The 20,842-nt window shown below is 71.4% G+C and carries 20 protein-coding genes; 17 read left to right on the top strand and 3 right to left on the bottom strand.

Features of this window, described 5'->3' with window-relative positions:
- Nucleotides 1-106: 106 nt before the first annotated feature.
- Both ABZ948_RS11745 and ABZ948_RS11740 read left to right on the top strand, forming a co-directional pair.
- Nucleotides 107-895 (top strand): electron transfer flavoprotein subunit beta/FixA family protein, encoded by a 789-nt coding sequence (locus ABZ948_RS11745; protein WP_359758746.1) that lies wholly within the window; start codon nt 107-109, stop codon nt 893-895.
- Nucleotides 896-950: 55 nt separating this feature from the next.
- Nucleotides 951-1,913, top strand: a complete 963-nt coding sequence (locus tag ABZ948_RS11740; protein WP_359758745.1) for an electron transfer flavoprotein subunit alpha/FixB family protein — start codon at nt 951-953, stop codon at nt 1,911-1,913.
- A gap of 77 nt (nt 1,914-1,990) precedes the next feature.
- On the opposite strand, the gene ABZ948_RS11735 is transcribed toward ABZ948_RS11740, so the two are convergent.
- A complete protein-coding gene (locus ABZ948_RS11735; RefSeq protein ID WP_359758744.1) occupies nt 1,991-2,896 on the bottom strand; it encodes an endonuclease/exonuclease/phosphatase family protein in 906 nt (301 codons plus the stop codon).
- Between the two features lie 193 nt (nt 2,897-3,089).
- Here ABZ948_RS11735 and ABZ948_RS11730 point away from each other — a divergent pair, with 193 nt between their 5' ends.
- Both ABZ948_RS11730 and ABZ948_RS11725 read left to right on the top strand, forming a co-directional pair.
- A complete protein-coding gene (locus ABZ948_RS11730) occupies nt 3,090-4,391 on the top strand; it encodes a DUF6986 family protein (RefSeq protein WP_359758743.1) in 1,302 nt (433 codons plus the stop codon).
- A gap of 135 nt (nt 4,392-4,526) precedes the next feature.
- Entirely contained in the window at nt 4,527-6,350 is a 1,824-nt protein-coding gene (locus tag ABZ948_RS11725; protein ID WP_359758742.1) for a serine/threonine-protein kinase, read from the top strand.
- Here ABZ948_RS11725 and ABZ948_RS11720 read toward each other — a convergent pair.
- Together ABZ948_RS11720 and ABZ948_RS11715 are read right to left on the bottom strand one after the other, a co-directional pair.
- A complete protein-coding gene (locus tag ABZ948_RS11720; RefSeq protein ID WP_359758741.1) occupies nt 6,296-7,120 on the bottom strand; it encodes a hypothetical protein in 825 nt (274 codons plus the stop codon). The genes ABZ948_RS11725 and ABZ948_RS11720 overlap by 55 nt on opposite strands.
- 7 nt (nt 7,121-7,127) lie before the next feature.
- Nucleotides 7,128-8,114, bottom strand: coding sequence for a LacI family DNA-binding transcriptional regulator (locus tag ABZ948_RS11715; RefSeq protein ID WP_435857482.1), 987 nt, complete (start codon nt 8,112-8,114; stop codon nt 7,128-7,130).
- 274 nt (nt 8,115-8,388) lie between these two features.
- Here ABZ948_RS11715 and ABZ948_RS11710 point away from each other — a divergent pair, with 274 nt between their 5' ends.
- The 13 genes from ABZ948_RS11710 (at nt 8,389) to ABZ948_RS11650 (ending at nt 20,824) form a co-directional block, all read left to right on the top strand.
- Nucleotides 8,389-9,342 carry an ROK family protein gene (locus ABZ948_RS11710; RefSeq protein ID WP_359758739.1) on the top strand — a complete coding sequence of 318 codons (954 nt, stop codon included), beginning with the start codon at nt 8,389-8,391 and terminating at the stop codon, nt 9,340-9,342.
- A gap of 104 nt (nt 9,343-9,446) precedes the next feature.
- A complete protein-coding gene (locus ABZ948_RS11705; protein WP_359758738.1) occupies nt 9,447-9,914 on the top strand; it encodes a hypothetical protein in 468 nt (155 codons plus the stop codon).
- 79 nt (nt 9,915-9,993) lie between these two features.
- Nucleotides 9,994-10,437, top strand: coding sequence for a helix-turn-helix transcriptional regulator (locus ABZ948_RS11700; RefSeq protein WP_359758737.1), 444 nt, complete (start codon nt 9,994-9,996; stop codon nt 10,435-10,437).
- A 10-nt stretch (nt 10,438-10,447) separates the two neighbouring features.
- Entirely contained in the window at nt 10,448-10,864 is a 417-nt protein-coding gene (locus tag ABZ948_RS11695; protein ID WP_359758736.1) for a VOC family protein, read from the top strand.
- Nucleotides 10,865-11,012: 148 nt separating this feature from the next.
- Nucleotides 11,013-13,409 carry an ATP-binding cassette domain-containing protein gene (locus ABZ948_RS11690; RefSeq protein WP_359758735.1) on the top strand — a complete coding sequence of 799 codons (2,397 nt, stop codon included), beginning with the start codon at nt 11,013-11,015 and terminating at the stop codon, nt 13,407-13,409.
- Between the two features lie 100 nt (nt 13,410-13,509).
- On the top strand, nt 13,510-13,785 hold the full coding sequence (locus tag ABZ948_RS11685; RefSeq protein ID WP_031120568.1) for a hypothetical protein: 276 nt from the start codon (nt 13,510-13,512) through the stop codon (nt 13,783-13,785).
- A gap of 50 nt (nt 13,786-13,835) precedes the next feature.
- Nucleotides 13,836-14,072: a hypothetical protein gene (locus ABZ948_RS11680; protein WP_359758734.1), complete on the top strand. Its 237-nt coding sequence runs from the start codon at nt 13,836-13,838 to the stop codon at nt 14,070-14,072.
- Nucleotides 14,073-14,138: 66 nt separating this feature from the next.
- Complete coding sequence (locus ABZ948_RS11675) at nt 14,139-14,345, top strand: hypothetical protein (RefSeq protein WP_359758733.1); 207 nt, start codon at nt 14,139-14,141, stop codon at nt 14,343-14,345.
- Between the two features lie 145 nt (nt 14,346-14,490).
- Nucleotides 14,491-15,534 carry an NUDIX hydrolase gene (locus tag ABZ948_RS11670; RefSeq protein ID WP_359758732.1) on the top strand — a complete coding sequence of 348 codons (1,044 nt, stop codon included), beginning with the start codon at nt 14,491-14,493 and terminating at the stop codon, nt 15,532-15,534.
- 307 nt (nt 15,535-15,841) lie between these two features.
- The gene (locus ABZ948_RS11665) at nt 15,842-16,873 is read left to right on the top strand and encodes an ABC transporter permease (protein WP_359758731.1); all 1,032 of its coding nucleotides are present in this window, start codon (nt 15,842-15,844) and stop codon (nt 16,871-16,873) included.
- Between the two features lie 76 nt (nt 16,874-16,949).
- Entirely contained in the window at nt 16,950-18,626 is a 1,677-nt protein-coding gene (locus ABZ948_RS11660; RefSeq protein WP_359758730.1) for an ABC transporter substrate-binding protein, read from the top strand.
- A gap of 78 nt (nt 18,627-18,704) precedes the next feature.
- Nucleotides 18,705-19,697 (top strand): ABC transporter permease, encoded by a 993-nt coding sequence (locus ABZ948_RS11655; RefSeq protein ID WP_359758729.1) that lies wholly within the window; start codon nt 18,705-18,707, stop codon nt 19,695-19,697.
- Between the two features lie 26 nt (nt 19,698-19,723).
- Complete coding sequence (locus ABZ948_RS11650; RefSeq protein WP_359758728.1) at nt 19,724-20,824, top strand: ABC transporter ATP-binding protein; 1,101 nt, start codon at nt 19,724-19,726, stop codon at nt 20,822-20,824.
- The last annotated feature ends 18 nt before the right edge of the window (nt 20,825-20,842 follow it).

Raw genomic sequence — 20,842 nt, 5'->3', positions numbered from 1 at the left:
TATTTCGCTCGGAGCGTGGGTCGCCCCGACCGGGATCGGCCGCTTGAGGCGCCTATGCTGCCTGCAAGAGGCAGCCGAGAAATGACGATGCAGTAGGAGAGCCGGCGTGAGCTTGAGGATCGTTGTCACTGTGAAGTACGTGCCCGACGCCACTGGCGACCGGCACTTCGCCGATGACCTGACCGTCGACCGGGACGACGTGGACGGTCTGCTCTCCGAGCTCGACGAGTACGCGGTCGAGCAGGCGCTGCAGATCTCCGAGAACTCCGACGACGACGTGGAGATCACCGTCCTGACGGTGGGCCCCGAGGACGCCAAGGACGCCCTGCGCAAGGCGCTGTCCATGGGCGCCGACAAGGCGATCCACGTCGAGGACGACGACATCCACGGCGCCGACGCCATCGGCACCTCCCTGGTCCTGGCCAAGGCGATCGAGAAGGCCGGCTACGACCTGGTCATCTCCGGCATGGCCTCCACCGACGGCACCATGGGCGTCGTCCCGGCCCTGCTCGCCGAGCGCCTGGGCGTCCCGCAGGTCACCCTGCTCTCCGAGGTCTCGGTCGAGGACGGCACGGTCAAGGGCCGCCGCGACGGCGACGCCGCCTCGGAGAACCTGGAGGCCTCCCTCCCGGCGGTCGTGTCCGTGACCGACCAGTCGGGCGAGGCGCGTTACCCCTCCTTCAAGGGCATCATGGCCGCCAAGAAGAAGCCGGTGGAGTCCTGGGACCTGTCCGACCTCGACATCGAGGCGGAGGAGGTCGGCCTGGAGGGCGCCTACACGGTCGTCGACGGCGCGGCCGAGCGCCCGGCCCGTACCGCGGGCACGATCGTCAAGGACGAGGGCGAGGGCGGCAAGCAGCTCGCTGAGTTCCTCGCGGGCCAGAAGTTCATCTGAGCCCGGCATTCGCTGACCGCCCCTCATCTTTCGCAAGCAGGAGAGAAGAAGTCCCATGGCTGAAGTTCTCGTCTACGTCGACCACGTGGACGGTGCCGTCCGCAAGCCCACCCTGGAGCTGCTGACCCTGGCCCGCCGCATCGGCGAGCCCGTCGCCGTCGCGCTCGGCAACGGCGCCGCCGACACCGCCGCCACGCTCGCCGAGCACGGCGCGGTCAAGGTCCTCACCCACGAGGCCGCCGAGTACGCCGACTACCTGGTCGTCCCGAAGGTCGACGCCCTCCAGGCCGCCCACGAGGCCGTGTCCCCGGCCGCCGTGCTGGTGCCGTCCTCCGCCGAGGGCAAGGAGATCGCCGCCCGTCTGGCGCTGCGCCTGGGCTCCGGCATCATCACCGACGCCGTCGACCTGGAGGCCGGCGACGAGGGCCCGGTGGCCACGCAGTCGGTGTTCGCCGCGTCCTTCACCACCAAGTCCCGTGTCTCCAAGGGCACCCCGGTCATCACGGTCAAGCCGAACAGCGCCGCCGTGGAGGCCGCCCCGGCCGCCGGTGCGGTCGAGGCCCTGTCCGTGACCTTCTCCGCGCAGGCGACCGGCACCAAGGTCACCGGCCGTACGCCGCGTGAGTCGACGGGCCGTCCGGAGCTGACCGAGGCCGCGATCGTGGTCTCCGGTGGCCGTGGCGTGAACGGCGCGGAGAACTTCGCGATCATCGAGGCCCTCGCCGACTCCCTCGGCGCGGCTGTCGGCGCCTCGCGCGCCGCGGTGGACGCCGGCTGGTACCCGCACACCAACCAGGTCGGCCAGACCGGCAAGTCCGTCTCGCCGCAGCTGTACATCGCCTCCGGCATCTCCGGCGCGATCCAGCACCGTGCCGGTATGCAGACCTCGAAGACGATCGTGGCCATCAACAAGGACGCCGAGGCCCCGATCTTCGACCTGGTCGACTACGGCGTCGTGGGCGACCTGTTCGACGTCGTCCCGGCCCTGACCGAGGAGATCAAGGCCCGCAAGGGCTGATCTACCCCCGGCTGTGGAGGGCCCCCGTGACCGTGCGAACGGTCGCGGGGGCCTCTTCTCATTCCTGGGGCATCGAGTCATCCCAGGGTCATCGAGGCCTGCACCGGCAGATGGTCGCTCGGATACGTCCCGTCCACGCTGTAGGTGTTCATCCGGGCCCAGTGCGTGGTCACCCCGGGCGTGGTGAGGATCCAGTCGATGCGGCGCCCGCCGGGCCTGAGTTCCCGGTAGCCGTGGTGCGTCCCGTACGCCGGACCCCGTGAGGCCGCCGCCTCCCAGGTGTCCACCAGCCCGATGTCCAGCATGAGGTCGTACACGCGGTTGGTGTGGGCGTCCGCGTTGAAGTCGCCGGTGACGATGACCGGTAAGGACCGGTCCCACCCGGCGATCGTCTCGCCGATGAGCCCCACCGAGCGTTCGCGGGCGTACTGGCTGACGCTGTCCAGATGGGTGTTGAGGACGTAGAACTCCCGCCCCCCGTCGGCGAGATCGGCGAAACGGACCCAGGTCACCATGCGCAGCCAGTCCGCGTTCCAGGTGTTCGAGGCGATCGAGTACGGAGTGTCGGACAGCCAGAAGTGATCGAACTCGATCGGCTCGAGTCTGCGTGTGTCGTAGAAGACCGCCATGAACTCGTCCTTGCTGCCGCCTCCGCGTCCGGTGCCGATCCAGTCGTAGTGCCCGCCGAGATCCTTCTCGATCATGCGCACCTGCTGGTAGAGCCCCTCCTGGCTGCCGATGAGGTGGGGGCGCTCGCGGCGCAGCAGTTCTCGCATCACCGGCCGGCGCACCGACCAGCGCGGGGTCTTGTCGACGACGGTCGCGAAGCGCACGTTGAACGTCATGACGTTCAGGGCGCCCGGGTGCTCGCCGGCGGTGGCGGGCTGGGTGGGGCCCGCGGTGGTGAGCAGTGGTCCCGCGACGGCGGCGGCGGCCGCCGCCTTGAGCCCGTGGCGACGCGTCACTCCGACCTCGTTCGGCACGTGATCTCCCTCCCCTTGCACGTCAGGATGAAGCTTGCCTTCTGAATACGGAAGAGGAGGGCGGGTCTGCGGCGACCGAGGGGGAAGGATGGGAATTCCACCGCCGGACAGTGTTGACCAGGGCGAAGGTCGGCCGATAACTTCGCTCTACGGATTGTTGATTCCGTAGAGCGGAAAACAGGAGGGTGTCGGAATGGGTCAGGGCCAGCAGGAGAAGGTGGCGACGAGCCTCGCGGGCGCCGTCAGCGAGGAGATCAGCGCCTCCCTCGCCCCGGTCGACGCCGAGCTGGAGCGCCGCTACCCGGGAGACCCCGGCACCCGCCAGCCCGTCCACACCGTCTACGTCCCCGGCGACGTCTTCGCCGCCGACACCGTCCGCTCCTGGGGCGACCGCGCCCTCGCCGCCCTCGACGAGCACGCCCCGGACGCCGCGTCCTTCGCCGCCGTCCTAGGCCTGGCCGACGAACTCGCCGAGCCCGTCCACGCGCGCGTGCGCGCCAAGCTGGAGCGCGAGCCGATCGAGGACCTCCGCGTCGACTTCGAGGACGGCTACGGCAACCGCCCCGACGCCGAGGAGGACGAGGCCGCCGCCCGCGCCGCCCGCCTCATCGCCGAGGCCTACACCGACGGCACCGCGGCCCCCTACATGGGCATCCGCATGAAGTGCATGGAAGCGCCCGTGCGCGCCCGGGGCATCCGCACCCTCGACATCTTCCTCACCGGCCTGATGGAGGCCGGCGGCCTGCCCGCCGGGCTGGTCCTCACCCTGCCCAAGGTCACCTACGCCGAGCAGGTCACCGCCATGGCGCGGCTCCTGGACGCCTTCGAGAAGACACACGGCCTGGAGCCCGGCCGGATCGGCTTCGAGATCCAGATCGAGACCAGCCAGTCCATCCTCGCCCCCGACGGCACCGCCACCGTCGCCCGCATGATCCAGGCCGCCGAGGGCCGCGCCACCGGCCTGCACTACGGCACCTTCGACTACAGCGCCTGCCTCGGCGTCTCCGCCGCCCACCAGGCCAGCGACCACCCCGCCGCCGACCACGCCAAGGCCGTCATGCAGGTCGCCGCGGCCGGCACCGGCGTCCGCGTCTCGGACGGCTCCACGAACGTCCTGCCGGTCGGCCCCACCGAGAAGGTGCACGCCGCCTGGCGCCTGCACTACGGCCTCACCCGCCGCGCCCTGGCCCGCGCCTACTACCAGGGCTGGGACATGCACCCCGGCCACATCCCCACGCGCTACGCGGCCGTCTTCGCCTTCTACCGCGAGGGCTTCGAACAGGCCGCCGCCCGCCTCGCCCGCTACGCCAACCGCACCGGTGGCGACGTCATGGACGAGCCCGCCACCGCCAAGGCCCTCAGCGGCTACCTGCTGCGCGGCCTGGACTGCGGCGCCCTCGACATCGGGGAGGTCGCCCGCCTGACCGGCCTGACCCGGGCCGACCTGGAGAGCTTCGCGGCGCCCCGGCGGGGGGACCTGACGGCCTCCGCCTGAGCGCCGCCGGGCGCGTACGTACCGGCACGGTCACAGCCGTCGTCGGCGGCTGTCGCCGTCACCGCCGCCCCGTAGTCTGTACGCCACGTACGGACGCGTCAGCGCGTCGGGTGGGGTCACAGGAACGGGGCAGCGGTGTCAACGGGGGAGTACGGGCAGGCGGACGGGGCCGGTCGGCTGCTGGCGGACCGTTACCGCGTCACGGCCCAGCTGGGCCGCGGCGGCATGGGCGTCGTCTGGAAGGCCGTCGACGAGGTCCTGGGCCGCGAGGTCGCCGTCAAGGAACTGCGCACCTACACCGACGCGGCCGGTCCCGAACTGGCCGATCTGCAACTGCGGATGCAACGCGAGGCGCGCGCGGCGGCCCGGGTGCGCCACCCCGGAGTCATCGCCGTCCACGACATCGCCCGGGTCGACGGCCGCCCGCTCATCGTCATGGAACTGGTCGACGGGCCGTCCCTGGACGACGTCCTGCGCGACCGCGGCACGCTGGACCCGCGCGAGGCGGCCGGGATCGGCGCCAAGGTCATGGACGCGCTCGCCGCCGCGCACCGCGTGGGCGTCCTGCACCGGGACGTGAAGCCCGGCAACATCCTGCTCGACCGCTCCGGCCGGGTCGTCCTCACCGACTTCGGCATCGCCACCATGGACGACCCGGGCGACGGCTCGGCCACCCACCTCACCCGCAGCGGCGAACTCGTCGGCTCCCTCGACTACCTGGCCCCCGAGCGCGCCCAGGGCGCCGACCCGGGCCCCGCCTCCGACATCTGGGCCCTGGGCGCCACGCTGTACGCGGCCGTCGAGGGCACCTCGCCCTTCCGCCGGACGTCCACGTTCTCCACGCTGACCGCCATCGTCACCGAGCCGCTCCCGGAGCCCCGCGGCGCCGGCCCCCTCGGTCCCGTCCTGCGGCGGCTGATGGAGAAGCGCCCCGAGTCCCGCCCGGAGGCCGACCAGGCCCGCGCACTGCTCCAGGCGGTGGCGGACTCGGGCGGCACCGACACGCCCACGTCGACGCTGCGCGGCCCAGCGGCCCCGCCCCCGCCCTCGCGCCCGGAGACGGAGCGCGGTGTGCCGGCGGTGCCGCCGGGATTCGGGCCGCCGCAGCAGGTGCCACCGCCCGCCGCCGGGCCCCACGAGAGCCAGGGCACGCCCGGCTTCGGCCCGGCCGCGGCCCTCGGTGCCGCCGGGGCGCCCGGAGCGGCGGGGGCCGACCGGCCGGAGCAGGCAGGGCCGGGCGGCACCACCCCCACCGGCCCGATGAACCCCGGGCCCGCCGCCCGCCGCAAGAAGACCCGCGCGCTGCTCGCCGCCGCGGCCGTCACCGTCGTCCTCGCCGCCGCCGGCACCACGGCCGCCCTGCTCAGGGACTCGGACGGCACGGACCGGGGCACCCGCACCGACGCCGCCGGTGCCGACGCCGCGGCCTCCGCCGAACCCGGCCGCACCGACGACGGCTCCAACGCCCCGAGACCCACCCAACAGGGCGACGAGAAGGACAAGACCCCGTCCGAGAAGCCCGAGGACGAGAAGGAGCCCGAGCCGACCGGCCGGCCCTCCACCTCCGCTCCCGCGAAGTCCTCCGGCGGCACCACCGGCGACACGACCGGCGGCACCTCCGGCGGCGGCTCCGGCGACGGCGGCACGACAGGCGGCCCGACCACTCCCGCCCCGGCCCCGGCCTGCCACGCCATCGGCGGCGGCAAGTACAACTGCCAGGTCTGGAAGACCGCCGACTCCTACACCGCCTCCGGCACCAAGGTGGGCATCCTCAACGCGGGCACCAACTACTTCTACTGCCAGCAGAACCTGGGCCGCCGCGAGACGTCCGGACAGTGGACCAACGTCTGGTGGGCGAAGACCGACGACGACAGCGGCAACACGGACGTCTGGGTCAGCGACGTCTACATCAAGGGCGGCGACAACGACGCGCCGGTCCCCGGGCTCCCGGTCTGCTGAAGCCGCGCCGAGACCGCCGCGTACCGCTCCAGCCCGGAGGCCGTCACCAGCTTCTCCTCGATGAACAGCCGGGTGCCCCGGTCGCACAGCCGCCGGTCGGCGCGGGCCCGCGCGCAGAACTCCTCGGGCACGACGCCGAACAGCTCCCTGAAGCGCGGCAGGCCGACCAGCAACTCGGTGAGCAGCTCCCGCTGGCCCGGGTGGGTGCGCGGCGCGCCGGTGCCGTCGTGCAGGACGCCGTGCCGGTTGACGTAGGCGTACGCGCCGGGCAGCAGGGTGCCGTCCGCCAGGTCGATGCGCACGTCCGGGGCCGGCAGCCAGGCCCGGTCGAAGTTGCCGCCCGGCAGCGGCACGCCCTCGCTCGCGTCGATCACCGCGAGCTGCTCGGCGTCCAGCCACAGGACGAACAGCTCCCGCACGGTCTCCGGGGCGCTGACCGGCGAGGCCGACACGTACCCCATGCGGCTCACGTGCGCCGAGACACCCGCGTCGACGCCCGTCACCCGGGCCTTCACCATCGGGAGCGGCGCCATGATCCCGAACTCCAGCATCTTGTGCCGCAGTTGCCCCGGGCAGGCGTTGGAGCCGATGGCCAGGACCGGCGTGCGGTCCTCGTGCACCAGCCGCTCCAGCGGCAGGAAGCGGTCCCCGTCGAGAAGCCCGGAATCCGCCGGCCACGCCCCCGGATACAGCAGGGGGTGCTCGCGCGGCGCCTCGGCGAGGCCGAGTGCCCGCAGCGTGCGATCGGTGAGGTGCTCCCTGTGGTCCATGGGCCGCTCAGTCCGCCGGGGGAAGCTCGCCCGAGCCGCGGGTGATCAGCCGGGTCGGCAGCTCGATGCGTTCGGGGGTGACCAGGGTGCCGTCGAGCTGCCGGAAGAGGCGCTCCGCGGCGGTGCGGCCGATCTCCGCCGCGTCCTGGGCGACGACCGTGACGCCCGGCTGGAGCAGGTCGGCGAGCTCGATGTCGTCGAAGCCGACCAGGGCGACGCGGCGGGACTGCTCGGCGAGCACCCGGATCACCGTGACCGTCACGCGGTTGTTGCCCGCGAAGACCGCGGTGACCGGATCCGGCCCGGACAGCATCTCCTCGGCGGCCCTGCGCACCCGCTCGGGGTCGGTGACGCCGAGGGACATCCAGGAGTCCGCCACCGGTATGTCCGCGTCCTCCATCGCGGCCCGGTAGCCGCGCAGCCGCTCGGCGGCGGTGTGGATGCGGGGCATGTCGCCGATGAAGCCGATCCGGCGGTGCCCGTGCGCGATGAGGTGGGCGACGCCGTCGCGGGCGCCGCCGAAGTTGTCCGACAGCACCACGTCGGCGTCGATGTGCCCGGCCGGGCGGTCCACGAACACCGTGGCGACACCGGCCTTGAGCTCCGGTTCCAGATACCGGTGGTCGTCCCCGGCCGGGATGACCACGAGACCGTCCACACGCCGCGCGCACAGGGCCAGCACCAGCTCCTGCTCGCGCTCCGGGTCCTCCGCGCTGGAGCCGTTGATCAGCAGGGCGCCGTGCGCCCGGGCCACCTCCTCCACCGACCGGCTCAGCGGTCCGTAGAACGGGTCCGCGAGGTCCTCCAGGACCAGTCCGATGCTCGCCGTGCGGCCCTTGCGCAGCACCCGTGCGCTGTCGTTGCGGCGGAAGCCGAGGGCGTCGATCGCCTCCTGGACCCGGCGCTCGGTCTCCGGAGTGACCCCGGGCTCCCCGTTCACGACCCGCGAGACCGTCTTGAGGCCCACCCCGGCACGGGCGGCCACGTCCTTCATGGTCGGACGGTTGCCGTAGCGCGTTGCGGAGCGGAGATGGGTCTGGGGCACGGTGCGGTGTCCTGTCCTGTCGTCCACGGGGGTGCGTCGGTCCTGGGTTTGTATGAGGATGTGGCGTCGAGCATAGAGCCTGGACAACGTTGTCAGCCTCGGGGGAGACTGTCCACCGCACCCTCCGGCCCGGCCGTCACCGCGGAGCCGGACCGCGGCTTGCCCTGCCCGATGGCTTTTCTCTCGGCGTTTTTCTCATGGTTGACGGGGAGATCCGACACTGATGCACACCGACCTCGTGGCCGCGCTCGACATCGGCGGCACCAAGATCGCCGGCGCCCTGGTGGACGGCCACGGCCGGATCCTGGTCCGCGCCCAGCGGCCGACGCCCGCCCGGGAGGACGGCGACACCGTGATGCGGGCCGTGGAGGAGGTGCTCGGCGAGCTCACCGTCTCTCCGCTGTGGGAGCGCGCCACGGCCGTGGGGATCGGCAGTGCCGGACCCGTGGACGCCTCCGCGGGCACGGTGAGCCCGGTGAACGTGCCCGGCTGGCGCGACTACCCGCTCGTGGCCCGGGTCCGGGCGGCGGCCGGGAACCTGCCCGTGGAGCTGATCGGCGACGGTGTGGCGATCACGGCGGCCGAGCACTGGCAGGGTGCCGCCCGCGGCCATGACAACGCGCTCTGCATGGTCGTCTCCACGGGCGTCGGCGGCGGGCTGGTGCTCGGCGGACGGCTGCACCCCGGGCCCACGGGCAACGCGGGCCACATCGGCCACATCAGCGTGGACCTCGACGGCGACCTCTGCCCGTGCGGCTCGCGCGGCTGCGTGGAGCGCATCGCGAGCGGCCCCAACATCGCCCGCCGGGCGCTGGAGAACGGCTGGCGGCCCGGCCCCGACGGGGACACGTCCGCCGCCGCGGTGGCCGCCGCCGCCCGGTCCGGGGACCCGGTCGCCGTCGCCTCCTTCGACCGGGCCGCCCAGGCCCTGGCCGCCGGGATCGCCGCCACCGCGACCCTGGTGGAGATCGACATCGTCGTGATCGGCGGGGGAGTGGGCAAGGCGGGCGACATCCTCTTCGCCCCCCTGCGCAAGGCCCTGCGCGACTACGCGACTCTGTCCTTCGTCCGGCACCTGACCGTGGCACCGGCCCAGATGGGCACCGACGCGGGCCTGGTGGGTGCGGCGGCGGCAGCGCTGGCCAAGCGCCCGGACGCCGCCGCGGCGGGGGTGTGAGACCGGGCAGGAACGTTCAGGCGGCGAGGACCGGGCGCCTCCCGGGCATCGCCCGCGGCTGATCCGGAGGGAACCGCTCCGAGCGGAGCGGCATCTGGCCCGGCGTGAGCGTCGTGATGGTGTTCTTCGGGCTGGGCTTCATGGGCGGGTGGGCGGCTGCCCTGGCGGCGCTGGCGTATGCCGTCGTCACGCTGGTGCGCGCCCGGCCGTGGGACCGGCCGCGGCGCCCCGGTCACCCGGCGGTCCGGCTGCTGGTCCCGGCCCCCGCGTACCGGCGCTTCGACAGGAGGCTCGCCGCGGCGGCCCTCCTGGCCGACCTCTGGCTCGTGTCGGCGGTCATCGTCTTCGGCGCCGACGGCGTCTTCACCGAGGAGTGGATGGGCTACCCCGGCATGGTGAACCCCACGGGGCAGGGGTACCAGGCCGGCGCGGAGAGCCTGCTGCGCACGACCGCGTGGTGGACCGCGGGGACCGCGCTCCTCGCCCGCTGCTGGACCACCGCCGGCGTGCAGCTGTGCGTGCTGCCGCCCGCGGCCTGGTGGATCGGCACGTTCGACACCTACTACACCTGACGGAGACCGCACCCCCCCTCTGCCGGGCTCTGTCGCGGAAACCGACCGCACGTCCGTGCGATGTGGCACGATCGCGCGTGTGAGCAGCAGACCCGCCTCGGCACAGCGCCTGAGCGACCTCGCCCGACTGCGCCGGGTCAAGGACCGGATCGACCGGGAGTACGCGCAGCCGCTGGACGTCGAGGCGCTGGCCCGGGGAGTGCACATGTCGGCCGGGCACCTCAGCCGCGCGTTCCGGCAGGCGTACGGGGAGTCGCCGTACAGCTACCTCATGACGCGCCGCATCGAGCGCGCGATGGCGCTGCTGCGCCGTGGCGACCTCAGCGTCACCGAGGTGTGCTTCGAGGTCGGCTGCCAGTCGCTGGGCACCTTCAGCACCCGCTTCACCGAGCTGGTCGGCATGCCGCCGAGCACCTACCGCAGGGAGGCGGCGCGCGCGACCGCGGGGATCCCGTCGTGCGTGGCGAAGCAGGTCACGAGACCGGTCAGGAATCGAGAAGCGCCCGCCGGGAGCCGAAACTAGCGTGGGGGCCATGGACATCACCATTCACGCGAGTTTCCTGCCGCACGACGACCCGGACGCCGCCCTGGCGTTCTACCGCGACACCCTCGGCTTCGAGGTCCGCAACGACGTCGGCTACGAGGGCATGCGCTGGATCACGGTCGGGCCCGCCGGCCAGCCCGGGACGAACATCGTCCTGCACCCGCCGGCCGCCGACCCCGGCATCACCGAGGACGAGCGCCGCACCGTCGCCGAGATGATGGCCAAGGGCACGTACGCCAGCATCGTCCTCGCCACCCCCGATGTCGACGGCACCTTCGAGCGGCTGCAGGCGGGCGACGCCGAGGTCGTCCAGGAGCCCATGGACCAGCCGTACGGCGTGCGTGACTGCGCCTTCCGCGACCCCGCGGGCAACATGGTCCGCATCCAGCAGCTGAAGTCGCAGTAGCGGTCCCACCGACCGACCCCCACCCCCGCGGGACGCCCGTGCGGCACGCAGCGCCACCGGCTCCCGCGTCCCCGCGCCGCACTCGGTGCCGGCGCGGGGCAAGAAGATCGTCCGAGCGCGGCAGCCCCGCCCGAAAGATGGAGACACCATGAGCCAGGCCACGACGACGGACAGACAGTCGCCCGGGCCGCACGTCGCCGACAGCCATGACGTGATCCGCGTGCACGGCGCGCGCGAGAACAACCTCAAGGACGTCAGCATCGAGATCCCCAAGCGCCGGCTGACGGTGTTCACGGGCGTCTCCGGCTCGGGCAAGAGCTCCCTGGTGTTCGACACGATCGCGGCGGAGTCGCAGCGGCTGATCAACGAGACGTACAGCGCCTTCCTCCAGGGGTTCATGCCGAACCGGGCCCGCCCCGAGGTCGACGTGCTCGACGGGCTGACCACCGCGATCGCCGTCGACCAGCAGCGGATGGGCGGCGACCCGCGCTCCACGGTCGGCACCGCCACCGACGCCAACGCGATGCTGCGCATCCTCTTCAGCCGGCTCGGCACGCCGCACATCGGCCCGCCCAGCGCGTACTCCTTCAACACCGCCTCGGTCACCGCGAGCGGCGGGATCAGGGTCGAGCGCGGTACCGACAAGACCAAGACGGTCAAGGCGACCTTCTCCCGCACCGGCGGCATGTGCACCCGCTGCGAGGGCCGCGGCAAGGTCTCCGACATCGACCTGACCCAGCTCTACGACGACTCCAAGTCGATCGCCGAGGGCGCCTTCACCATCCCCGGCTGGAAGGCGGACAACGTCTGGACCGTGGGCGTCTACGCCCAGTCCGGCTTCCTGGACCCGCACAAGCCGATCCGCCGGTTCACCAAGAAGGAGATGCAGGACTTCCTCTACGGCGAGCCGACCAAGGTCAAGGTCAACGGCGCCAACCTCACCTACGAGGGGCTCATCCCCAAGATCCAGAAGTCGTTCCTGTCCAAGGACAAGGAGGCGATGCAGCCGCACATCCGGGCGTTCGTGGAGCGGGCGGTCACCTTCACCACCTGCCCCGAGTGCGACGGCACCCGGCTGACCGAGGCGGCCCGGTCGTCGAAGATCGACAAGGTCAGCATCGCCGACGCCTGCGCCATGGAGATCAGGGACCTGGCCGAGTGGGTCCGGGGCCTGACGGAGCCGTCGGTGGCGCCGCTGCTCACCGCGCTGCAGGGCACGCTCGACTCCTTCGTGGAGATCGGCCTCGGCTACCTCTCGCTCGACCGGCCGGCGGGCACGCTCTCGGGCGGCGAGGCGCAGCGCGTGAAGATGATCCGCCACCTCGGCTCCTCCCTCACCGACGTCACGTACGTCTTCGACGAGCCCACCATCGGCCTGCACCCGCACGACATCCAGCGCATGAACGACCTGCTGCTGCGGCTGCGGGACAAGGGCAACACGGTGCTGGTCGTGGAGCACAAGCCGGAGACGATCGCGGTCGCCGACCACGTCGTGGACCTCGGCCCCGGTGCCGGTACCGCGGGCGGCACCGTCTGCTACGAGGGCACGGTCGAGGGGCTGCGCAAGAGCGACACCGTCACCGGCCGCCATCTGGACGACCGGGCCGTCCTCAAGGAGACGGTCCGCAAGCCCACCGGCGCGCTGGAGATCCGGGGCGCGTCCGCCAACAACCTGCGCGACGTCGACGTGGACGTCCCGCTCGGCGTGCTCACGGTCGTCACCGGAGTCGCCGGCTCCGGCAAGAGCTCCCTGCTGCACGGGTCGATCCCCGCCGACGCGGGCGTGGTCTCGGTGGACCAGAGCCCGATCAAGGGGTCGCGGCGGAGCAACCCCGCCACCTACACCGGCCTGCTCGAACCGATCCGCAAGGCCTTCGCCAAGGCCAACGGCGTGAAGCCGGCCCTGTTCAGCGCCAACTCCGAGGGCGCCTGCCCCACCTGCAACGGCGCCGGCGTCGTCTACGTCGATCTGGGCATGATGGCCGGCGTCGACACTCCCTGCGAGGACTGCGAGGGCAAGCGGTTCCAGGCCTCGGTGCTGGAGTACCACCTCGGTGGCCGCGACATCAGCGAGGTCCTGGCGATGTCGGTGACCGAGGCCGAGGAGTTCTTCGGCAGCGGCGAGGCGAGCACCCCGGCCGCGCACCGGATCCTGGAGCGGCTCGCCGACGTCGGCCTCGGCTACCTCACCCTCGGCCAGCCCCTCACCACGCTGTCCGGCGGTGAGCGGCAGCGGCTGAAGCTGGCCACGCACATGGCCGACAAGGGCGGGATCTACGTCCTCGACGAGCCGACCACCGGCCTCCACCTCGCGGACGTCGAGCAGCTGCTCGGCCTGCTGGACCGGCTCGTGGACTCCGGCAAGTCGGTCGTCGTCATCGAGCACCACCAGGCGGTCATGGCGCACGCCGACTGGATCATCGACCTCGGTCCCGGTGCCGGTCACGACGGCGGCCGGATCGTCTTCGAGGGCACCCCGGCCGACCTCGTCGCGGCCCGCTCCACGCTGACCGGGGAGCACCTCGCCGCCTACGTGGGCGCCTGACGGATCCTCTTTCTGGACATAAGGTGTGAAAAGGGTGAATAGCGACACGTTCCGGGGGCACTCCGTCCCCTGAACCACTCCCCTCGGAACGGAGCCGCTGATGATCATCAAGAAGATGCACGAGATGGGCGTCCGCAGCGAGCACGCCTACATGGCCGCCATGGCGTCCATCGGTTTCAGCGTCGTCACCTGGATGGGCTCCTTGAAGATGGAACCCGGCACCGGCCTCGCCCGTGCCGACCGCTGGGGCATCTTCGTCGGTGAATGGGCACCCACCTTCTTCGGCCTCGGCCTCGCGCTGTCCCACTACGAACAGCACGACGGCACCCTCACGGCCGACGTCCACGAATTCCGGCAGACGAAGAAAGCCGGCTGAACGGCCCACCCCGACGAGCGCCCGGCCCCGACTTCGCGGACCCTGATGCCATGGCGTCCGTGAAACCCGTCGTGGTCTACCCGCCTGCCGCGGACGGCGGCAGGCGGGTCCGTGTGGACGACCAGTTCCTCGGCATCGCCTACGGGCTGCTGGACGTCGCCGAATTCCTGCGGCGGGCGGGAATCGAGGACGCGGACGAGGCGTACGTGTCGGCGTCGGGACTGATCGAGTGGCGGGGCGGCGGTCCCGGCGTCTGGGGCACCGCGCCGGACGGCGACCCGGCCTGAGGCAATCCCTCGCCCGGTCGTACGCCGCCGCGTGACCCCACAGGGCCTCGGACCGTTGTGCCGGGCATGAAGAAGCGCAGCATGCTCGCCATCGCCTCCCTCGCCACCGGATTCGTCGTCGCGGCGGTCACCCCGTCCCACGCGCTGGGGGAGAGCCTCGGCACCATCAGCGTGGACGACACGCTCAAGACGCTCGACGAGACCGTCGCCAAGGACAGCCTGTCCCTGGACCGGGAGGACGGCAGCCAGGAGAAGGAGAAGGAGAAGGGCTGACGAGCCGCCCGGCCCCGGCCCACGGCGCCGGCGCTCCCCGTGCGAGGGGGCGCCGGCGCCGTCGTCATGCGCCCTCAACTGCGGCTGGTTTTCGTGGCAGGGTGAAGCGGGCAAGCCTCAGGGGGCCAACAGAAGAGGGGGACCTGTGACCGTCGTCTGGATCAACGGCGCGTTCGGTGCGGGGAAGACCACCACCGCACGGGAGCTGATCGAACTGATCCCGAACAGCACGCTCTTCGACCCGGAGGTCATCGGCGGCGCGCTAGCCCACCTGCTGCCGCCCAAACACCTCGCCGAGGTCGGCGACTTCCAGGACCTGCCGATCTGGCGACGCCTCGTGATCGACACGGCGGCGGCGATGCTCGCGGAGCTCGGCGGGACCCTGGTGGTCCCCATGACCCTGCTGCGCCAGGAGTACCGCGACGAGATCTTCGGCGGACTGGCCGCCCGCAGGATTCCGGTCAGCCACATCCTGCTCGCTCCGGCCGAAACGATACTGCGGGAGCGCATAGCGGGCCGCGAGGTTCCGCCGGACCTCCCCGACGGCGAGACGCGAATACGCCGGTGGTCCTTCGACCACATCGAGCCGTACCGGGCCGCCCTCGCCTCCTGGCTCACCGCCGACGCCCACCCCGTGGACACCAGCGACCTCACGCCGCACCAGACCGCCGCCCGGATCGCCGAGGCCGTCAACAGCGGCGCCGTGCCCGTCTGCGACATCGTGCAGACGCCCGAGCCCACCGCCGAGACGCTCGCCGCCGGGGTGCTCCTCTTCGACGAACGGGACCGGGTGCTGCTGGTCGACCCCACCTACAAGCCCGGCTGGGAGTTCCCCGGCGGGGTCGTCGAGCCCGGAGAGGCGCCCGCGCGCGCCGGGATGCGGGAGGTCGCCGAGGAGACGGGCATCCGCCTCGAGAAGGTGCCCGGCCTGCTCGTCGTCGACTGGGAGCGCCCCGCGCCCCCCGGCTTCGGCGGACTGCGGCTCCTCTTCGACGGCGGTCTCCTCACCTCCGCGGAGGCCGAACGGCTGCTGCTGCCCGGCCCCGAGCTGCGCGACTGGCGGTTCGTCACCGAGGAGGAGGCCGCCGGACTGCTGCCGCCCGTGCGCTTCGAGCGACTGCGCTGGGCGCTGCGGGCGCGGGAACGCGGAGCCGCGTTCTACCTGGAAGCTGGGATTCCGCTCGGCTGACGGCGAGCCCCCGGCCCTGCCCCTTTACCCGGCCCGGGGGATTCCGAGGGAAAAGCAAAAGGAAACGCCACCGGAGCCACGGCCAATCGATCCCCAAGGAATCTCCCGCACTCCTTCACGCGGCGGGTAATCACATTCCCCGCTTGCGTCAACACTTTTCCATGACCGCAAACAATCCCTTTTCTGGCCCCTGCTCGGCTTGACCGGACTCGCACGGCGTTGCGAAAGTCCGCAGAGTCTCACGGCGGAAGTTACGACCGCCACCCAATTTTCCTTGCCCCAGGGGCAGATCCGGGATGTTCCGACGATGACCACGCAACACCAGCCGGTCGACACCGGCGGCGGCACCGCGCTGCTGACCGAGCCGTCGACGCAGGACCCCAGACCCGGCGGCACGGTCGTCGCCGGCCGCTCGCCGGCCCGGATGGCCTGGCGGCGGATCAGGCGGGACAAGGTCACCCTGGCCGCCCTGGTGGCCACCCTCCTGTTCATCGCAGTCGCCCTGCTCGCGCCGGTGCTCACCGCGGTGACCGGCTGGGGACCGATCACCCCCGACAACAAGGCGATCAACCCGGACACGGGCAACTTCCCCTACGGGTCGCTGGGCGGCATCAGCGCCCAGCACCTGCTCGGCGTCGAACCGGGCACCGGCTACGACCTGTTCGCCCGCATCGTCTACGGCCTGCGCACCTCCCTCTACGTGGGATTCGCCTCGGCCGTGCTGTCCACCGTCGTCGGGGTCGTGGCGGGCCTCGCGGCCGGGTACTTCGGCGGCTGGGTCGACTCCCTGCTGTCCCGGATCATGGACGTGATGCTGGCGTTCCCGCAGCTGCTGTTCATCATCGCCCTCACCCCGGTGATCCAGAACGCGCTGCAGACCAACAGCCACGGCGGCACCGACGAGAACCTCCGCCTGCTCGTCCTGGTCCTCAACATCGCCGTGTTCGCCTGGGCCTACACTGCCCGGCTGGTGCGCGGACAGGTGCTGTCCCTGCGCGAGCGGGAGTTCGTCGACGCCGCGCGGCTGATGAGCGCCGGCCGGCGGCACATCCTCTTCCGGCAGCTGCTGCCCAACCTCTGGGCCCCGATCCTGATCTCCTTCGCGCTCGCCGTCCCGCAGAACATCACCACCGAGGCGGCGCTGTCGTACCTGGGTGTCGGCGTCATCCCGCCCAACCCCGACTGGGGAGCCCTGCTGTCGGACGCCTCCCAGTTCTTCCTGCAGGACCCGATGTACCTCTTCGTGCCCGGCGTCCTGCTCCTCGTCCTGGTCCTGGCGCTCAATCTCCTCGGGGACGGCGTCCGGGACGCCCTGGACCCCCGCGCCCGGCGCGGCTGACAAGCCACCCCCCGAGTATCGGCCCGGCGGTCCCACGAACGGCCGTCGAGCCCGTAGCAAGAACGGAGTTTCCTCAATGACGCGCAACACGCGCAGATCGCGCACGGTCGCTCTCACGGCCTCCGCCGTGATGATCGCCCTGGGGGCCACCGCATGCGGAGGGTCCTCCGGCAGCAGCGGCAGCGGCGCGCCCGGCAAGGGCGGCACCCTGACCGTCCTGGACAAGGCGGACTTCGACCACCTCGACCCCCAGCGCGTCTACACGACCGAGGGATCGAGCATGGACGAGGAGATCGTCCGGACCCTCACGGGCTGGGACGAGACGGGCTCGCAGCCCAAGCTGGTCGGCGACCTCGCCACCGACACCGGAACGCCGAGCAAGGGCGCCACGGTCTGGACCTTCCACCTGCGGCACGGGATCAAGTACCAGGACGGCACCGAGGTCACCGCACCCGACGTCAAGTACGGCGTCGAGCGGTTCTTCTCCTCCGACATCAACGGCGGCCCGCCCTACGCGGCCCAGTGGCTCGTCGGCGGCGCCGACTACAAGGGCCCCTACCAGGGCAAGGAGCTCGCCTCCATCCAGACGCCGGACAAGTACACGGTCGTCTTCCACCTGAACCAGCCGGTGGCCGACTTCAACGAGACCACCGCGATGACCGGCTGGGCGGCCGTGCCCAAGGCCCATGACACCGGCTCGACGTACGACACCAAGGTCTGGTCCGACGGCCCGTACATGATCAAGTCGTACGCCAAGAACAAGGAACTCGTCCTCACCCGGAACAAGTACTGGTCCCAGTCGACCGACCCGATCCGGCAGCAGAACGTCGACGAGATGGACGTGAAGTTCGGCCAGGACGAGGCGGCCATCGACCAGCAGATCAAGGCCGACGCCGGCACCGCGCAGACGTCGATCCAGCAGTGGCCCATCGCCGGATCCGACCTGGCGCAGCTCGCCAACGACCCGTCCCTGAAGAGTCGTTACTACAAGATCCCGGCCCCGGGCATCAACTACCTGGCGATCAACACCACCCGCGTCAAGGACCTCCGGGTGCGCCAGGCGATCGAGTACGCCGTCGACAAGACGACGGTCCGCGGCGCCTTCGGCGGCTCCGCCTACGGCGACTACGCCACCACCATGCTGAGCCCCGGCATCGGCGGCTACAAGAAGTTCAACCTGTACAGCGCCAACCCCTCGGGCAACCTCGCCAAGGCCAAGGCGCTGATGAAGCAGGCGGGCAACCCCAAGCCGACCATGTCGATCGCCGTGGAGAACACCCCCACCCAGGAGCACTTCGCCGACGCCGTGAAGACCGCGCTGGAGCGCATCGGCATCCACGTCAACATCTCCCCGATCGACGCGGCCAACTACTTCAGCACCGTCAACAACACCAAGAACCAGTACGACCTGACCTGGGGCGACTGGATCGCCGACTGGCCGAACGCCTCCACGGTGCTGCCCACCCTCTTCGACGGCCGGCTGATCAAGAAGAACCCGCAGGCCAACCAGGACCTGTCCTACCTGAACGACCCCAAGGTCAACGCGCTGATCGACAAGGCCTCCAAGATGACCGACGTCAAGCAGCGCAACGCCGCCTACGGGCAGATGGACGAGCAGATCCTCAAGGACGCCGCCGTGGTCCCGTTGATGTACATGAACTTCAGCGACATGTCCGGCTCCAAGGTCGGCGGTGTCATCCCCGACACGATCCTGGCCGAGCCGAGCCTGGTCCACGTCTACGTCAAGCACTGACGGACGCCACCCTCTCCACCCCCGCCGGCGGCCCCGGCCGCCGGCGGGCATCCCACTCACGTCAGGTCCCGGCACCCCATGTTTCGTTACCTCATCAGACGCCTGCTGGCAGCGGCCCTGATCATGCTGGTGATCACCACGATCACCTTCTTCATCTTCTTCGCGCTGCCGTCCGACCCCGCCCTCCTGGCCTGCGGAAAGACCTGCTCCCCCTCCCGCCTGGCGGAGATCAAGCACTCGCTGGGCCTGGACCAGAGCTACCTGACGCAGTACTGGGAGTTCTTCAAGGGGCTGTTCGTCGGCCGCGACTACGGCGACCAGAGCGTACGCATCCACTGCGGCGCGCCCTGCCTCGGTGTCTCCTTCCAGACGGACACCCCCGTCCTGACCACCCTGCTGTCGGACTTCCCGGCGGACCTCTCCCTCGGTCTCGGCGCGGCGGTGGCCTTCCTGATCCTGGGCGTCGGCCTCGGCACCGTCGCCGCGGTGCGCAGGGGCAGGGCCGCCGACAAGGCGGCGGTCGGACTCGCCCTGTTCGGCGTGTCGGTGCAGATCTACTTCATCGGTCTGCTCCTGCTGTACCTGTTCGTCGACAAGTTCCAGATCCTGCCGACCTCCGGCTACACCTCCATCACCGAGGACCCCGCCGGCTGGTTCCAGGGGCTGATCCTGCCGTGGACCACCCTCGTCATCGTCTACCTCGCCATGTACACCCGGCTCACCCGCTCCTCCATGCTGGAGGTCTTCGCCGAGGACTACATGCGTACCGCCCGCGCCAAGGGCCTGCCCGCCTCCAAGGTCGTCCTCAAGCACGGCCTGCGGGCCGCCATCACCCCGATCATCACCATCTTCGGCATGGACGTCGGCTCCCTGATCGGCGGCTCCGCCGTCATCACCGAGTCGGTGTTCGGCATCAACGGCATCGGCAAGCTCGCCGTCGACTCCGTCCAGAACTCCGACCTGCCGGTCATCCTCGGCACCACGCTGTTCGCCGCGACGTTCGTCGTCCTCGCCAACGTCGTCGTCGACCTGGTGTACGGCCTCGTCGACCCGCGCGTGCGCCTCGCCTGAGCCCCCTTTCGTCCTTAGGAACACCCGTGTCCGTTCAGACCTCACCGCAGCCCGCGGACCTCGCGCCCGCGCCCGCCCCCTTCCTCGACGTGCGCGACCTCAGGGTGCACTTCCCGACCGAGGACGGCCTCGTCAAGTCCGTCGACGGCGTCTCCTTCACCCTGGAGAAGGGCCGGACCCTCGGCATCGTCGGCGAGTCCGGCTCCGGCAAGTCGGTGACCTCACTGGCCCTGCTCGGACTGCACAAGGGCACCAGCGCCCGGGTCGGCGGCGAGATCCGGCTGGAGGGCAGGGAACTCGTCGGCCTGCCCGAGGCCGAGATGCGCGAACTGCGCGGCCGCACGGTCTCCATGATCTTCCAGGACCCGCTCTCCGCGCTGCACCCCTTCTTCACCGTCGGCTCCCAGATCGCCGAGGCCTACCGCGTGCACCACAAGGTCTCCAAGAAGGAGGCCAGGGACCGCGCGGTGGAGATGCTGAAGCGGGTCGGCATCCCGCAGCCCGAACGCCGGGTCAGGGACTACCCGCACCAGTTCTCCGGCGGCATGCGCCAGCGCGCCATGATCGCCATGTCACTGGTGTGCGACCCCGAGCTGCTCATCGCCGACGAGCCCACCACCGCCCTGGACGTCACCGTCCAGGCGCAGATCCTGGACCTGATCCGGGACCTCCAGGAGGAGTTCGGCTCCGCCGTCGTCATCATCACCCACGACCTCGGCGTGGTCGCCGACGTCGCCGACGACATCCTGGTGATGTACGGCGGCCGCCGCATCGAGTACGGCACCACCCGGGACGTCCTCAAGCAGCCCCAGCACCCCTATACCTGGGGCCTTTTGCAGTCCATGCCGCACCTCACCGGCGACGTCGGCGAGCGGCTCAACCCGATCCCCGGCACACCGCCCAGCCTGATCAACCTGCCCGACGGCTGCGCCTTCCACCCGCGCTGCGCCTACAAGGGCTGGGAGCCGGACGGGCGCTGCACGCTGGAGCGGCCCGAGCTGCGCCTCGTCTCCGGCAGCGAACGGCACCTCGCCGCCTGCCACCTCACCGACGAGGCCAAGCAGGAGATCCGCGGCGGGACGGGCCCGGAGGAGCACGGCGCCGGAACCGACCGGGCCGCGCAGTGACGGCGGCGGACGAAAGGG

It is taken from the genome of Streptomyces olindensis (assembly GCF_040645895.1).
GTDB lineage: Bacteria > Actinomycetota > Actinomycetes > Streptomycetales > Streptomycetaceae > Streptomyces > Streptomyces olindensis.
This window is presented reverse-complemented; position numbering and strand designations above follow the sequence as displayed.

Coding starts and splice junctions, on each gene's coding strand:
- ABZ948_RS11740 (WP_359758745.1), top strand. CDS start 951: ATGGCTGAAGTTCTCGTCTACGTCGACCACGTGGACGGTGCCGTCCGC.
- ABZ948_RS11730 (WP_359758743.1), top strand. CDS start 3,090: ATGGGTCAGGGCCAGCAGGAGAAGGTGGCGACGAGCCTCGCGGGCGCC.
- ABZ948_RS11720 (WP_359758741.1), bottom strand. CDS start 7,120: ATGGACCACAGGGAGCACCTCACCGATCGCACGCTGCGGGCACTCGGC.
- ABZ948_RS11715 (WP_435857482.1), bottom strand. CDS start 8,114: ATGAAGGACGTGGCCGCCCGTGCCGGGGTGGGCCTCAAGACGGTCTCG.
- ABZ948_RS11710 (WP_359758739.1), top strand. CDS start 8,389: ATGCACACCGACCTCGTGGCCGCGCTCGACATCGGCGGCACCAAGATC.
- ABZ948_RS11695 (WP_359758736.1), top strand. CDS start 10,448: ATGGACATCACCATTCACGCGAGTTTCCTGCCGCACGACGACCCGGAC.
- ABZ948_RS11690 (WP_359758735.1), top strand. CDS start 11,013: ATGAGCCAGGCCACGACGACGGACAGACAGTCGCCCGGGCCGCACGTC.
- ABZ948_RS11685 (WP_031120568.1), top strand. CDS start 13,510: ATGATCATCAAGAAGATGCACGAGATGGGCGTCCGCAGCGAGCACGCC.
- ABZ948_RS11680 (WP_359758734.1), top strand. CDS start 13,836: ATGGCGTCCGTGAAACCCGTCGTGGTCTACCCGCCTGCCGCGGACGGC.
- ABZ948_RS11675 (WP_359758733.1), top strand. CDS start 14,139: ATGAAGAAGCGCAGCATGCTCGCCATCGCCTCCCTCGCCACCGGATTC.
- ABZ948_RS11665 (WP_359758731.1), top strand. CDS start 15,842: ATGACCACGCAACACCAGCCGGTCGACACCGGCGGCGGCACCGCGCTG.
- ABZ948_RS11660 (WP_359758730.1), top strand. CDS start 16,950: ATGACGCGCAACACGCGCAGATCGCGCACGGTCGCTCTCACGGCCTCC.
- ABZ948_RS11655 (WP_359758729.1), top strand. CDS start 18,705: ATGTTTCGTTACCTCATCAGACGCCTGCTGGCAGCGGCCCTGATCATG.